A 14,311-nucleotide genomic window follows, 5' to 3' on the forward strand; every position below is an offset into this window, starting at 1 on the left:
ATAATGAGAGGCCTTAGAGCGAGTGATCTAGCCGACTCGCGGCGATCCCCATAAGGGGTGCCTTGAGCCCACTCGCGAGCCGGCCTCATGCCGCCGACTTCAATGCGCAAGTCCCTGATTTAATGGCCTGTCTTCCCTGATTTCTGAGGTGCGACCTCAGCCCGACCAACGCGCGTTTGAATTTACGCTCGGTCACAATGTTCACCGGAAAATCCGGGTCAATTTGTGAACCAATTCACACTATGTCGATCACGCGCCGCAGCCCGAGAACCCCGGATGCGTTCGAATTGGCTTGCCATTGGCTCGTGTCGCGTTCCGAGAATGACTTGTCCACAGTCTGCCCTGCCACGCACGGCAAACCAGAGCCAGCTACGACAGGATTGAGTGGTGCCACCGCCAAGAACGGCGCGGCAACGCGGCTACATGTCGAACTTGCGCAGCACGTCGCCACGAGCCTGGTAGGCCTTCCAGCGCTCACGCGAACCGGTGCGCTCGGCGGGATCTGCGGCAACCACTTCCTTGATCATCTCGGCATTCTGGCTGACCACTTCATCGCGCAGGTTGATCACGAGCTTTCGCATCGGCGTGTCGAGTTCGGGTGGGACAAGCAGAATGGCGGTGACGTCATCGTCGGCATCGCCGCAAACTTGATGCGGCAAGAAACTGTCCTCGTCGAACTCCCACAGCAACGTGTCGAGTTCTTCGGCTTGGGCCTGACTCTGGCAGAAAATCAACGTCGGCAGTTCGGCGGCAAATGCCTTCCGTGCCAATTCACAAACAAGCAGCAAGGGCTGTTCGCGAAAGCGCGGCGCGTCGATCAGATAGAAGTCGACCTTGGCCATCAGACTTGACCGGACGCGCTGATCAACCACTCGGCCAGCAATGGCACCGGACGGCCGGTCGCGCTGCCTTTGCGGCCTTCGTCCCAGGCGGTGCCGGCAATGTCGAGATGTGCCCAGCGAAGACCGTCGGTAAAGCGGGCCAGGAAGCAACCGGCGGTGATCGCCCCGGCGCTCTTGCCGCCGATGTTGGCAACGTCAGCAAAGCCGGAATCCAGCTGACTCTGGTAATCGTCCCACAGCGGCAAACGCCAGGCCCGATCGTGCACACGCTTGCCCGCGGCGAGCAACTCCTCCGCGAAATCGTCGTGCTTGCTCATCAAACCATGCGGGAACTTGCCGAGCGCCACCACGCACGCACCCGTCAGCGTTGCGATATCGACGATCGCACGCGGCTCGAATCGGCGCGCGTAGGTCAGCGCGTCACACAAAATCAGCCGGCCTTCGGCATCCGTATTCAGCACTTCGATGGTCATACCGGACATCGAGGTGAGCACGTCACCCGGGCGGTAGCTGTTGCCATCCGGCATGTTTTCGACCGCCGGCACAATGCCGATCACGTTGAGCGGCAATTGCATCCGGGCGACCGCTTCGAGCGTGCCAAACACAGCCGCCGCGCCACACATGTCGTACTTCATTTCGTCCATGCCTGCGCCAGGCTTGATCGAAATGCCACCGGTGTCGAACGTGATGCCCTTGCCGACCAGTACCAACGGCTTGCTCGCACCACCGCCCTGGTGGCGGATCACGATCAGATAGGGCGGGTTCGCACTGCCCTGGGCAACGCCCAACAGTGAGCCCATGCCCATGGCGCGCATTTGGTCTTGATCCAGCACTTCGACCGCCAGACTGTCGAACTGCTGCTCCAACTCCTTGGCGGTTTTTGCCAGGAACGCCGGCGTGCAAATGTTCGGTGGCAGATTTCCCAATTCGCGCGCGCGGAGTTGCCCCAGACCGAGCGCCCGACCTATTGCCAGATCGGCCTCGACGGCCCCCGCGATGCGCCATTCGTGGATGACAGTCGCCGAGGGCTTGCGCTTGATCGTGGTGTCGTAGCGATAGCTGGCCTGCAACACCTGCACGACTTGCTGGCGAACCAGCATGCCGGGTTCACAACCGGGCACTTGAATCTCACCGAGGTAGCTGGCGACGACGTTGCCCGGCCCCGAGCGCAGCGCGCGCGTCGCATCGGCGATGGCGCGTTGGAACCGCGCGAGATCGAGTTTATCGGCCTCACCCAGGCCAACCGTGAGGACGCGCTTGGCGCGGATTCCTGGCACTTGGAACAGGCGGCCCAGGGCAGCGCTCTTGCAACTCACGTCGCCAGACGCAATCAGGGCGCTGAGCAAACCGCCGCTGGCCTGATCGATTGCCTGCGCGCTGCCACTGAGGTTCTGCTCGAACAAGCCGATCACCAGCGTATCGACTTCCGCGTGGATGGCAGCAACATCGGTGGTGGTAATGGCAAGGCTCATGGCAAGCAGATCCTGAATGGCGTCGTCGATTGTAACGCGATTCGGCCCTGACGGCGGCGACTGAACCGGATGGCAGACCTATTTGAGCCCGCGATACACCGCGCATTTCTGCGATTCGGTTTTCATCGAGAAGCGTTTGTAAGTCCACTGATACTGCCAGGGCGCGCGTTCGACGCAGGCGGCCAAACCGTGATGAAGCGCCGTGACGGCGGCGACGTGATCGCTGCTCGCAATCGACGGCTCCGCCGGCAGGAAATGCAGCCGGTAGCCGCGCCCGTTCTGAAGGCGCTCGCAGAATCCAAAGACCACCGCCGAGTCGGTGCGATGCGCGAGTCGCGACAGCAAGGTCATGCTGCGCACGGGCTGACCCAGGAATGGCGCCACCTCGCCCTCGCCGCTCATGGCTCGTTGATCCGGCAGAATTCCGGTGCAACCGCCCGACTTCAGGACCTTGAGCAACTCACGGACACCACTGGCCTCGGCCCTTATTTGCTGGGCGCCCAACTTGCCACGCGAGCGCGTCAGCAGCGGCTCCCACTCGGCATGCTGCGGCTGCCGATACAAAATTGCGGTCGGGCCCTGTTTGCAGAGCCAGAGATTCAGGAGCTCCCAGCAACCGAGGTGCGGCGCCGCGATGATGACGCCCTTGCCGCGCGCTTTGGCGGCCTGAAAATGCTCCCGTCCGACCACCTCGACAATTCGTCCCAACGCCGCATCCGGTGTGCCGCCCCAGACCAATGCCAACTCCGTCAGGTTCTTGCCGGTTTCGGCCATCACGCGTCGGACGAAGGCTTCCTGGTCATCGAGCCCCAGCACGCGGTGAATCAACTGAAAGTTGCGCCGCGCCACTTTCGCTTCGCGCGTGTTGGCCATACTGAGCAACCGCCCGATCAGCGCGCCCAAGGCATGCAACCAGGACAGCGGCAGCCAACTGCCAATCCGGAGCACCCAAAGGGTGAGCTGCACCTTCCAGGCAATACGCGGACTCGGGTGTGGGCTTGACGGGTTGGACATAAGAAGTGCGATGATGCGGGATCATGAACGGGAAAGAAAGCCGGTGATCGCTTTGATTCAACGCGTCCGCGAGGCCCGGGTCGATGTCGCCGACGAAACCGTTGGCGCCATCGGACCAGGTCTCCTGGCGCTCGTCGCCATCGAACCGGGCGACACGGATGCCGTTCTGAGCCGCATGCTGGAACGGCTGCTGGCTTATCGTGTATTCGAGGACCAGGACGGCAAAATGAATCGCTCGCTGCGCGATGTGCATGGCGGGCTGCTCCTCGTGTCGCAGTTCACGCTCGCGGCCGACACCAGAAAGGGTCTGCGCCCGAGCTTTTCGTCCGCCGCCGAACCCGCTTTTGCGCGCACGCAGTTCGAACGATTGGTTGGGCTGGCCCGCGCAGGCTATGACCTCGTCGAAACAGGGCGCTTTGCGGCGAACATGCAAGTACATTTGATCAACGATGGCCCGGTGACGTTCTGGCTGCAGAGTGGCGAGCGTGCGGCATGACCGACTTGCCTGTTCGCACCGAGAAGAAGCTCGGTCTGTTGATTGACCTCGATATCTGCGTCGGTTGTCACGCGTGCGCGGTCGCTTGCAAGGAATGGAACGACGGCGGCCAGTTTGGTCCGTTGACCGACGAAGACCCCTATGGCGCGGAGCCGATGGGCGTGTGGTTCAACCGCGTGCATTCGTACACGGTTGATCCAGCCGTGCCGCAGGAATCGGGCCATTGCGGCGCCAGCTCGCCGCCGGCTGGTCCAGCCGGTCGGCTCGGCTTATCGCTGCATTTCCCGCGATCCTGTCTCCACTGCGAGCAGGCGGCTTGCGTTACCGTGTGCCCCACGGGCGCGAGCTACAAGCGCGCGGAAGACGGCATCGTGCTGGTGGATTACGACCGCTGCATCGGTTGCAAGCTGTGTTCCTGGGCGTGCCCTTACGGGGCACGTGAGTACGATCAGGCCCAGGGAGTGATGAAGAAATGCACGCTATGCGTCGATCGCATTTATAACGAGAGCTTGCCCGAAGCCGATCGGCAACCAGCCTGCGTGCTGGCGTGCCCGACCGGTGCCCGTGCGTTTGGCGACTTCGCGGACCCCAGTTCCGTAGTCTCGACGCGAAGCGCGGGGCGAGATCCGCAAGCGCTGATGCCCGAGCTTGGCTACGAGCCGACGAATCGCTATTTGCCGCCGCGACCGCGTCGCGATCAAACGCCAGAGGCCAAGGCCGATGACACGCTGAATCCCGCCGAGCTGCCTACCGTGCTCCGCTGGCTCGACCGGATGCTGAGCCGATGAATCCCGCGCTGTCAGTCATTGCATTCACCACGCTGTCGGGCGCCGGTTATGGCCTGATGATTTGGCTCGGTCTGTTGCTGCCCTTTCATCGCCAACCGCCGTTGCCCGCTGGATTCGGGATTTGGACATTGCTGCTCGCGCTGGTGCTCGTCAGCGCCGGCTTGCTCGCGTCACTGGCCCACCTCGGCCATCCCGAACGTGCCTGGCGCGCGTTTTCACAATGGCGCACGTCTTGGCTCTCGCGCGAAGGCGTTTTGGCTGTCTGGACGTTCGTGCCAGCGCTGCTGACGCTGCTTGTGTTACTCGGTTACCTGCCACCACACTGGCTGCTTTGGCTCGGCCCGCTGCTGGCGCTGTCGGCAGCGCTGACGGTGCTCTGCACCGCAATGATCTATGCGAGTCTGAAGACCGTGCCACACTGGCGTGATTGGCGCGTTGCCCCGCTCTATCTGTTGTTCGCGCTCGCGACAGGTGCGACGTTTCAGTTGCCGGTGCTGAATTATTTTGCACCGGAATTCCTCTTGAAGATGCCAACCACGACCGCGCAAGTAGCATTGTTTGTGGCATTCGTCCTGCGTTACCTGCAACGGCGCGCGCTGCGCGATTCGGTCAGCGCACCGAGCCTTGCTTCAGCAGTCGGCCTGCCCGAAGGCAACGCCGTGAAATTGTTTGAAGGCGCCCACACCGAAGACAGTTTCATCACCCGCGAGATGGTCTTCCGCTTTGCGCGCAAGCATCGCGAACCGATGTTTCTGGCGGCGCTGGCTTGTGGCATTGCGCTTGCCGGTGGCCTATTGGAGCACGCCAGCAATGCGGGCCCTGGTATCCGCCCGAGCTTTCTGTTTGCCGCCCTGTTTGCGTATGCGGGTGTATTTTTTGAACGCTGGTTGTTTTTCGCCGAGGCGCGACACGTCGTGTCGGTGTACTTCGAACGGCCGGATGCAGGCCGGGGCTGACACGTTGGGTCAATCCCGCTCCGACTTCTCGACAATCCCGGTTGGCAGGTCGTCCAGACTTCGCTGATTCTTCTCGGCCCAATACGCGCGGATGCCGTCCTCGCCCTTCTTGGTCGCCCATTGGTTCAAGAGCTCGCGCTCGCCCTGATAGTCGAAATACGGGACCGCCATGCCACAGGAGGTCTGCACGAGATCGATCGTCAGGTCGAAGATCTGCCTGACACCCGGCAATGCCGGGAACGATGCAGCCAACTGCTCCCAGGTGGGGTCGCCACGATGATGGACCGTTGCCGTGCCGTACAACCTCAGAATCATTGGCTTGCCCTCGAACGCGCAGAACATCAAGGTCATGCGCGGATGGGTGGCGACATGCGCGGCGGTCTCATTGCCGCTGCCGGTCACGTTCAGCCAACACACGCGTTGCGAATTCAGCACGCGCAACGCATCCATGCCTTTCGGCGATACGTTCACGCGACTGGTATCGGTAGCCGTGCCGACGAAGAACAGCTTCTGTGCGGCAATGAACTGGATGTGGTCGGCCGACAATTCGGGATAGCGTTGGCCCATGGTGTGCTCGGTAGGTTGGTCGAATCGGTGTCAGTGTGTGCCGCTGGAAGGTTCGTGCCGGCTCGCCTGATTCAGCAACCGCGCGACCGGCATCAGGCTTAACCACGGCGACAGATAAAACGCCGTCAAATACCAGTACTGCCAAAGATTGCCCGCACCATGTCCCAGATAAATGCCGCAATACCAAGCATCCAAAGCGGCGAATGGCACGGTGTAGTAGATCGACAACCAGAACGCGATGCGCATGCGGCGCTGAGCGGGAACCCGCACCAGGATCATCATGCACGCCAGTGCGATCAGCGCCGACAGGATGATGCTCGCAAAGCCGACGGCAGCGGGACTGTATTGCTGGTAGTAGTTCGGCAGCCCAGCGAGCCAGAACAGCAGCCAGATCACGATGGCCTGAGCCAGAATCATCCAATGCGTGCGTGCGCGCATGCGTTTGCCTTGTTACCGCCAATTGGCGCGACAGTATGCCCGGTCGGCGCGCCATTGGCACGCCGACCAGGCCGCGCGACTATTATTCCTCGTCCGGCAACACGGAGGAGTGGTGACTGGTGATCAGCCAGGTGCCATCGATGTAACGGTACGAATAGCTGTAGCGCGCCGGAATGATCTTCGGCGGCACCTGATAGGTGAAGGTGTACAGGCCCGCATCGATCGCGTAGTTGCAACCAATGTCGATGAAACTGAGCGTGACTTCGCCACTCGGGCGATGCGCTAGAAATTTTTTGAAGTAGGCTTCTTTTTCTTCAGGCTCGATCCGCGGAAGTTTTGAGACCGTCGGCAGCAGAATCGATTTTGGCGCGTAGTTTGCCAACACCTTCTTCGGATCACCCGTTTTCAGCGAATTGTTCCAGCGCACAAACAGGTCGGCGATCTGTTGTTTTGTGACCGGCACACAGCGCTCATTACTGCCATCGGCAGGCGGTGACTCGTGTGAGTGGTGGCTCGCGCATCCAGTCAACGCGGCAAAGGCCAACAGGCCCGCGAAAAATTTCAGGGTCATGTGTCGCTCCAAGTGTTTGGGGGTCGGTCGGAACGAACAGTTGAGTGCCGACGGACAACTCTTGCCGTCGCGTGGTGCCTTCCTGGCGTCGCCCAAGTGCCCGCGTGAAGAAGCGGTGAATCTGGAGCCTAAGCGCATCTCATTCCGCTTGCAAGCCTGCTAGACGCGATAGGTCGGCTGTTTTTTGACTTGCGTCGGGTTCTGCGCACACGAAACCGGGAAAACTCCGTTTCAGAATGTGTCGCTTTCATGAGTTCCGGGAGTCCGTCATGTACCTGCCGCGTTTTACGTTGGGTTTGTTCACCCTTTTCGTTGCAACCAGCGCCCTCGCGGCCGACCAGAATCTGCGGGTTGGCACCGGCGCGGGTTGTACGCATGCCGACGTGGCCTCGGCGCTGAACACCGCTCGCACCCAAACCGGTACGCATACGATCCGGATCAACAAGGGCAGCTATGCGATGCCGAATGGCGCCAGCTATACGCCGACCGTGAGCCAGACGGCGGTGTTTCTGGAAGGTGGCTACGACAGTTGCACCGCCGCGGCGCCAACCGGCAGCACCGGGAACGATGCGGACCTCGCCGTGCTGGATGGTACGGGTGGGACTGCGACATCCGTGCTGTCGCTTGGCATCAATGGTCTGGTGCAGACGTTTCAGATCCGACGTGTCGTGATTCGCGGCGGCGAATTCAGTGGCCTGATCGTCAGCGGGCAGGCGTCGGTGCTGCTCGGCGTCGGCACCAAGATCAAGTTCAATGCAACACCCGGGGTTGGCGGCGGCGTGGTGCTGAACGGTGCGCTGACGTCCAACACCGCGAGCGCGGCGCGCATCGACTTTTATATCGATGAAGGCGCCGAGATCACCAACAACACGGCGACCGACAAGGGTGGCGGCGTGTTCTGCGGCAATCTCTCGGGTGTGGATGGCCATGCCAGCATCGTGTTCCGCGACGGTATCATCGGCTACAACCAAGCCGATGAAGGCGCAGCGTTCTATTGCCGGGGAACGGTGGAAGTTGGCGGCGGTTTTCAGCCAAGGCCACGTACAGATCGCGCCGCCCTCATCATCGGCAATCAGTCCACGGCGAACGGTTCCGGTGTGCGGTGCGCAGCCGGCTTCGCCACGTTGGATATGGTCTTGCCTGTGCAAAGCGACGGCTTCCGGCATGTTGGTGCTGATCCCAATAGCACCGGCCTGCTGGCCGTGGTGGCAAACAGCGGTACGAGCAGCCCGGGTTTGTGCTTGACCGGCAGCAGGACCTGGGGTGCCGTTGGCAATCCCGCGCCAACTGGACAAAGCCGCTTCCGTCTGCGCAACTTCTACATGTCCGACCAGTTTGGCGATGGTTTCACGGGTTTGAGCACGCGAGATCGCATCGAGCTGATCGTCGAACCTTCGGGTACCAACGTGTCGTGCTCGTTCTTCAGCCCGACCCCCTGTGTGCGGCTGACCGCGAATTCGTTCGATGTGGCGGATGGTTCGCTCTTAACCGCCAGTGGCGCGAGCATTCTGCAATTGCGCCGCGCGTTGGTCGACAGCAATGCCGCGCGCTCCGACCTGGCCTTGGCCGACGATGGCGCGCAGATCATTCTCTACAGCAGCATTCTCGACAACAACACCGTCGCCAACCGCACAACGCTGCCGAGCACGGCGTCGCTCTTTGCGGCCCGCTTTGGCGGCAGTGTGGACGTGAACTACAGCACGATCATCATGCGCTCGGCGCTCACGCAGTTCTTCCGGCTCGGTTGGGGTCCGTTGACCGACGCCACGGGCACGATCTATACCCAGGGCAGTGCGTTTGCATCGACCGTGGGGGCGCCGCTCGCTGTGGGCTACGAGAGTGGCGCACCGTCCAGCAGTTTCCGCCGGTACTGGTGCGGCTACTTTGCGAATACCAGCAGCAATTTCACGGGACACACCGTCATCAACGATCCCAACACCAGCAACTATGCGCTGGCGAGCAGCTTTGCGGTGGATGCAAACTACGCGCCGACCAACGAGCAACTCCGTGATGCGTGCTCACCACCGACCGGCACGCTGAATCTGGATTATTACGGTCACTCCTACAACACGATCCTGGAGCCCGGCAGCCCCGTACACGCCGATATTGGCGCGGTCGAAGCGCAACTCGCCGACCCGGTGTTCAGCAACGGCTTTGAATGATCTTCAGTAGGCGATCGAGCGCCTCTGAATACGTTCAGAGGCAACGCGGACTATCTGCTGTCTACCCACTGTCAGGTATACAAGTGCGTGATGGTGGCGCGCTGAGTCCGGTTCCCGGCTTTGGCCGGGGCACGCTACACACATTACGCAACGCCGATCTGAAAGCCTAGGATGGGCTTGGTCACTCCCCCAGCAAGTCTAGAAAGTCGCTCAGGATTAGGCACGCTCGGAACCAAGACTTGAATTTGCGGTCTTCACACGATCGCTGTTCGTCGCACTTGGCCCCGGACGCGACGATGTCTTAGCCAATTCGATAGGGAACCGAACCGTGGCATTTGCGAGGATCAATGTTGTTGTGCTCCTGCTGGCTGGACTTCTAGTCAATGGGATTACTCGCGCTTCCAATAACAGTGCACAACTTTCAATTGAGGAAGCGCTTGCTCTACCGTGCCAGCTGCATCGATTGACGCTTGCGCCAACCTTGGTCTTGTCGACACAGTCGCAGGTTTGCGTGCCAACTGCTCATGATGGCGACGCTGAGTCCATTGAGCGCGAGACTTTTGGTCCTCATGCGCTCGTGCCGATGCACTACTTTGTCAACGACGTGGGGCGTGATGCCATGGCTCAGACGCGTAGTGCGTTTCCAGAAGGTTCGGTGATCATCAAGCAGAAGCTGCTGCCGGACGGTGAGACATTGGGCATTGGCGGCATGATCAAGCGCGAGAGTGGATTTGATCCCACTCACGGCGACTGGTCCTACTTCTACCTGTCGCACGGAAACCACCTGCGGCAAGGAAGGCTCAAAACTTGTCGGACTTGCCACGCCAAGACGCAACACACTGATCACGTGTTCATTCGCGGCCGGGACTGGAAGACAGCGCTGGATGGCCGGTTGATCCACCGGTCGGATTCGATTGACACGGGCCCGCCGACGCCGATCGTCACCGAGCGCCCGGACGCCTGCGGCGCGCCCACGCAAAGGCGCCAACCGCGTCGCCCGCACGATTGACCGCAGGTTTCAAATCTATGGCCGAACTTAGGGATGAGTCCCTCAGTGTTGGACAAGCAGGAGTCGGTGGTTTATAGTTTACCTGTCGGTTAATTAACTATCAGGTGAATCTTGTGCAAGACGATCTCAGCCGCACGTTTTCCGCCCTCGCCGACCCAACACGCCGCGCCATCCTGGCCCGCCTGGCCGAAGGGGAGGCGAATGTCTCGGAACTGGCGGCGCCATTTCTGGCGTCAATGAGCCTGCCGGCTGTGACCAAGCATCTGAAAGTGCTGGAGCATGCTGGCCTGATCAGCAAAGGGCGGCAGGCGCAATGGCGCCCCTGCCGGCTCAATGGCGAACCGTTGCGGGACGCCGTCGACTGGATGGCGCAATACCGCGAGGCCTGGGAGGCGCAGCTCGATCGTCTCGGTGCCTATCTGAAAACCAAAACCCAAGGAGACCGTCGTGGCAACAACGACTAAGAGCAGTGTGCTGTCCCTGAGCCGTACTTATGACGCCCCGTTGCAAGCAGTCTGGGAGGCGTGGACGATTCCTGAGGAAGTGGCGCAATGGTGGGGCCCACGTGGGTTCACGCTGACGACGCACGACCGCGATTTCCGGACCGGCGGCCATTGGCACTACACCATGCACGGCCCGGATGGCACTGACTACGAGAACACCACGCAGTATTTGGAAGTCGTGCCGATGCAGCGCATGGTTTACGACCATGGCGGGCATCGCGATCGGCCGCCACTGTTTCGCGTCCACGCGCTGTTCACCGAGCGCGATGGCAAGACGCAACTGGACATGAGCATGACGTTTGCGACGCCCGAGATCGCACAGGAAATGCGTGGCTTCATCAAGAAAGCCGGTGGCGAGGGCACCTGGGATCGGCTGGCTGAGCACCTGGGCAAGCGCGTGGCGGGCAAGGAGTACTTCATCATCACCCGCAGCTTTGCCGCGAGCATTGAGCAGGTTTATCAAATGTGGGCCGACCCCGAGCAACTGGCGCAGTGGCTACCACCGACTGGCGCGACGATGCGCTTTTTGCGTCCAGCGGGCGATATCGGCACGACCGGGTTCTACGAGATGACACTGCCTGGACAGCCGCCGATGTACGGGCGGATCACGTGGCTCGTGCGCGAGCCACCCAACCGCCTCGCCTACACCCAACAATTCTGCGATGCCAACGAACGCGTGATTCGACCACCGTTCTTCGAACACTGGCCCACAACCATGTTGGCCGAGATTGATCTGGTCGCCGAAGGTCCGGATCAGACGCGCGTAAGGGTACGCTGGGACGCGCAGGATGCAAACGCCGAAGACTTGGCCGAGTTCATCAAGCAACGTGCCGGCATGACCCTTGGTTGGACGGGCAGCTTTGACAAGTTGGAAGCGCTGCTGACTTGAGTCAATGTCGATTGATCAAGCGCCAGGAATTTCTGGCGCTCTGATCTCGACCCGAATCCTGCGCACGGCCGTCGCTGATACCTATCAGCCGGCCAAACCCACCCGCGCGAACACCCATAGCAAATAGCCGCCGGCGACTGCAATGACACCAGTCGTCAGCACCATGCCGATCTGGCGGAAGATCAGCTTTTCCTGCACCTGGCTGACGCCATAGCCATGCAGGATCCGGCCGATCACCAACGCCCCACCCAGGCCATGCAACAAGCCCGGACCGGCGCCCACACTGGTCAGCAACAGGAGCAGGATCAGCGTGATCGGCACGTACTCCGAAAAATTCGCATGCGCGCGTATCGCCCGCTGCAGGCTTTTGTCACCGCCATCCCCAATGCCAACCCGCAACCGACCGCGAAACATGATGGTGCGAAACGTCAGCACGAGATACACGAACGCCAGAAGACCAGCGTAGGGAGTCAGAATCGCCATGGCAGCCAAGCACTCTTGTTGGGTGGAGAATCGCGGAATGACCGCGAATCTCCCATGTGCTGGCGATCATCGTCAATGGACGATTCCGCCAATGATCGGTCAGGATCAGCCCGCGGGCGTAAGGGCTGGATCCAACGTATCCAGCAAGCGGAAATCCGTTCTGGGCGCGCTGCCATCGGGCTCCAGTTGCGTGATCTTGGCGGCATCGACCTCGGCGGTCCAAGGTTCACGTGCCATCGGCACAAAGTGGGCGCGGTGCCAAGGCGATCGCGATTCCAGCGAGAACGTGATGGGAACACGCACGAATCGTTTACCGCGGGCAGCAGCCTCTGACAACTGCCACTGTTCGACAGCTGTTGCCGCGGCTTCAGTAAACGCTTCCATCGCGCGCGTCGCGGCCTTGGAGTCACCACGGAGTTTGTCAGCAAAGATCCAGCCATCCTGGCCCGAGGTTCGGACGACGTTGCCAGTCGCATCGATCTCGACGATCAACACGACTTCGGCGCCATAGCGCCCGCGGAGCATGGCTGTGGGATACCGTGGCGGCGTGAGCGTGGGCTTCGATTGCCGTTGCACAGGCGGGTCCACGAACTGCGCGTTCGTGATTCTGAGTTCGCCTGTGCGGGCGTCGCCAAAATCGGCTTGCAGGTCCAGACTAAAATGCGCTTTCGCGTTCACGGCCTTGCCATCCACCTCGATCGGTGCGAAATGCCAAGCACCAACACGCGACTTGAGCACGGCATTCAGCTCATCGCCAAAATCTTGATTGAACACCACTGAGGTCACCTGACCTTGTGGGTTGATTACCAAGTGCCCCGTAGCATCGGCACGAAAAATCTCGCTATCCGCAGCTTGTGCAAGGCATGCAGAAAAAAGTAGCGCCAAAGAGAAGATGGTTCGCTTCATTGTTTACCTCAAATCAGAAACAGTACTGTACGACAAGTTGAATTCCCTACACATTTCTTGGCGGGGCGCATTTGCGTGAATGAGCGCAGGTAATCAGACTTCTGGTTCCTAGTCAGGGACACATCTGTTAACCCGGCCCCGGTGCACCGACACCCAAGCAGGTGGCATTTCGCTCAAGCATTGGTCTCGTGTGCGCGAGCATCCCGTTCCAGCGGTGCATCCCAATAGCCATGGCGTACGACTTGATCGAGATAAATTGGCATGAATGCCGCAATGCCGCCTGCAGCTTCATATTGAAACACATGCCGGAATTCGTGCGACAGCAAGCGCATTGATCGTTGTCCACAAGCCACCCAGACACCATAGCCCAGCGTCAAGCCAGCCGTCCCAGGCCCAAGCATGCCCAGTTTGGATGCAGCCTCCCGCAGGATCGCATCTGTGGGCGCTGGCATCCTGTCGACGTCGACCACGCGGATCAATTCGGCATGCCGGACACCCATGCGTTGCGCAATCGCGATCTCGGCAGCATCCAGCGGCGCGCCATGCCTTGCGATGTCGACCGCCAAGGACTCCGCCCACGCAATAGCTTTGGGCAGCAGCGTCGGCAGCAACACACTAAGGTCGATGTTTGGGTCAAAGATGGCATTGATGATGGTTGCGATGTCGCGGCGAGCTGCCCGCCTCATTTCAGACGTTCTAACCGACCTTTCCGACGGACAATGTTCTTGTAGTCCCACTGGATCGCGGCACCGTCCTGCAGCCATTGCCGAAGGCGCTCGGTATCGACGTCGGCTACCGTCGTGAAGCGCGCCTCCGCCGCTTTGAACTTCCCTTCTGGCTGCAATCCTGGTGTCGAGAACGTCTGTCCGCTCCAAAACAGCAAACGCACGCCGCCTTTGAGCCGGCTATAGCCAACGATGGGATTGCCGTCCAGAAACCAGACCGGATGCGCGTGCCAGATTCGACTCTCGGCGTCCGGCAAGCCCTGATCGATCGCCCCGGCGAGCAAGGCGCAGATTGGCTGCATCGCCTTGTCTTGGGCAGCGTTGTAGGCGTCGATTTCAGCTGGGATCATCGCGGGATTTTCCGGTTCTGGTGCGGGCGCTTGCGATTTTGATCGCTATGCCCGATCGACGCAAACGGCCGACGCGTCGCGTGATTGGCGCGCCATGCCGGTCATCACCTCGTGACGATACAGTGGGCCGTCTTCTCGCC

The 14,311-nt window shown here is 60.8% G+C and carries 17 protein-coding genes; 7 read left to right on the plus strand and 10 right to left on the minus strand.

The genetic code is table 11. From position 1 onward, the window contains the following. Nucleotides 1-419: 419 nt before the first annotated feature. From C7S18_RS19465 to C7S18_RS19475, 3 genes are all read right to left on the minus strand, one after another. Nucleotides 420-842 carry a DNA polymerase III subunit chi gene (locus tag C7S18_RS19465; protein WP_106893125.1) on the minus strand — a complete coding sequence of 141 codons (423 nt, stop codon included), beginning with the start codon at nt 840-842 and terminating at the stop codon, nt 420-422. Beyond that, entirely contained in the window at nt 842-2,314 is a 1,473-nt protein-coding gene (locus C7S18_RS19470; RefSeq protein ID WP_106893126.1) for a leucyl aminopeptidase, read from the minus strand. Before C7S18_RS19470 ends, C7S18_RS19465 begins: the two co-directional genes overlap by 1 nt. Before the next feature lie 78 nt (nt 2,315-2,392). Then, nucleotides 2,393-3,328, minus strand: a complete 936-nt coding sequence (locus C7S18_RS19475; RefSeq protein WP_106893127.1) for a lysophospholipid acyltransferase family protein — start codon at nt 3,326-3,328, stop codon at nt 2,393-2,395. Nucleotides 3,329-3,371: 43 nt separating this feature from the next. Here C7S18_RS19475 and dtd point away from each other — a divergent pair, with 43 nt between their 5' ends. Genes dtd through C7S18_RS19490 form a run of 3 tightly spaced genes read left to right on the plus strand, consistent with a single transcriptional unit; the run spans nt 3,372 to nt 5,568 of the window. After that, the gene (gene dtd, locus C7S18_RS19480) at nt 3,372-3,824 is read left to right on the plus strand and encodes a D-aminoacyl-tRNA deacylase (protein WP_106894117.1); all 453 of its coding nucleotides are present in this window, start codon (nt 3,372-3,374) and stop codon (nt 3,822-3,824) included. After that, nucleotides 3,821-4,612: a 4Fe-4S dicluster domain-containing protein gene (locus tag C7S18_RS19485; RefSeq protein WP_106893128.1), complete on the plus strand. Its 792-nt coding sequence runs from the start codon at nt 3,821-3,823 to the stop codon at nt 4,610-4,612. The genes dtd and C7S18_RS19485 overlap by 4 nt, the downstream gene beginning before the upstream one ends. Further along, the gene (locus C7S18_RS19490; protein WP_106893129.1) at nt 4,609-5,568 is read left to right on the plus strand and encodes a dimethyl sulfoxide reductase anchor subunit family protein; all 960 of its coding nucleotides are present in this window, start codon (nt 4,609-4,611) and stop codon (nt 5,566-5,568) included. Before C7S18_RS19485 ends, C7S18_RS19490 begins: the two co-directional genes overlap by 4 nt. 9 nt (nt 5,569-5,577) lie before the next feature. On the opposite strand, the gene C7S18_RS19495 is transcribed toward C7S18_RS19490, so the two are convergent. From C7S18_RS19495 to C7S18_RS19505, 3 genes are all read right to left on the minus strand, one after another. Then, entirely contained in the window at nt 5,578-6,135 is a 558-nt protein-coding gene (locus C7S18_RS19495) for a pyridoxamine 5'-phosphate oxidase family protein (RefSeq protein ID WP_106893130.1), read from the minus strand. A 30-nt stretch (nt 6,136-6,165) separates the two neighbouring features. After that, the gene (locus C7S18_RS19500; protein WP_106893131.1) at nt 6,166-6,573 is read right to left on the minus strand and encodes a hypothetical protein; all 408 of its coding nucleotides are present in this window, start codon (nt 6,571-6,573) and stop codon (nt 6,166-6,168) included. An 82-nt stretch (nt 6,574-6,655) separates the two neighbouring features. Beyond that, nucleotides 6,656-7,144, minus strand: a complete 489-nt coding sequence (locus tag C7S18_RS19505) for a DUF4440 domain-containing protein (protein WP_106893132.1) — start codon at nt 7,142-7,144, stop codon at nt 6,656-6,658. A gap of 269 nt (nt 7,145-7,413) precedes the next feature. Between C7S18_RS19505 and C7S18_RS19510 the strand changes: the two genes are divergently transcribed. The 4 genes from C7S18_RS19510 (at nt 7,414) to C7S18_RS19525 (ending at nt 11,707) form a co-directional block, all read left to right on the plus strand. Continuing rightward, on the plus strand, nt 7,414-9,306 hold the full coding sequence (locus tag C7S18_RS19510; protein WP_106893133.1) for a hypothetical protein: 1,893 nt from the start codon (nt 7,414-7,416) through the stop codon (nt 9,304-9,306). A 511-nt stretch (nt 9,307-9,817) separates the two neighbouring features. Beyond that, on the plus strand, nt 9,818-10,315 hold the full coding sequence (locus C7S18_RS19515) for a cytochrome P460 family protein (protein ID WP_146152016.1): 498 nt from the start codon (nt 9,818-9,820) through the stop codon (nt 10,313-10,315). A gap of 113 nt (nt 10,316-10,428) precedes the next feature. Next, nucleotides 10,429-10,779 carry an ArsR/SmtB family transcription factor gene (locus tag C7S18_RS19520; RefSeq protein WP_106894118.1) on the plus strand — a complete coding sequence of 117 codons (351 nt, stop codon included), beginning with the start codon at nt 10,429-10,431 and terminating at the stop codon, nt 10,777-10,779. Then, the gene (locus C7S18_RS19525) at nt 10,763-11,707 is read left to right on the plus strand and encodes an SRPBCC family protein (RefSeq protein WP_106893135.1); all 945 of its coding nucleotides are present in this window, start codon (nt 10,763-10,765) and stop codon (nt 11,705-11,707) included. Before C7S18_RS19520 ends, C7S18_RS19525 begins: the two co-directional genes overlap by 17 nt. An 84-nt stretch (nt 11,708-11,791) precedes the next feature. Here the strand turns inward: C7S18_RS19525 and C7S18_RS19530 are convergent, their stop codons facing one another. The 4 genes from C7S18_RS19530 to C7S18_RS19545 form a co-directional block, all read right to left on the minus strand. Beyond that, on the minus strand, nt 11,792-12,190 hold the full coding sequence (locus tag C7S18_RS19530) for an MAPEG family protein (protein ID WP_106893136.1): 399 nt from the start codon (nt 12,188-12,190) through the stop codon (nt 11,792-11,794). Nucleotides 12,191-12,295: 105 nt separating this feature from the next. Next, nucleotides 12,296-13,096, minus strand: a complete 801-nt coding sequence (locus C7S18_RS19535; protein WP_106893137.1) for an energy transducer TonB — start codon at nt 13,094-13,096, stop codon at nt 12,296-12,298. 173 nt (nt 13,097-13,269) lie between these two features. Further along, nucleotides 13,270-13,782, minus strand: coding sequence for a hypothetical protein (locus tag C7S18_RS19540; RefSeq protein WP_106893138.1), 513 nt, complete (start codon nt 13,780-13,782; stop codon nt 13,270-13,272). Next, nucleotides 13,779-14,171, minus strand: a complete 393-nt coding sequence (locus C7S18_RS19545) for a DUF1801 domain-containing protein (RefSeq protein WP_206207933.1) — start codon at nt 14,169-14,171, stop codon at nt 13,779-13,781. The genes C7S18_RS19540 and C7S18_RS19545 overlap by 4 nt, the downstream gene beginning before the upstream one ends. Between the last annotated feature and the right edge of the window lie 140 nt (nt 14,172-14,311).

Origin of the sequence: Ahniella affigens (assembly GCF_003015185.1) — a bacterium.
Taxonomy (GTDB): Bacteria; Pseudomonadota; Gammaproteobacteria; order Xanthomonadales; family Ahniellaceae; genus Ahniella; species Ahniella affigens.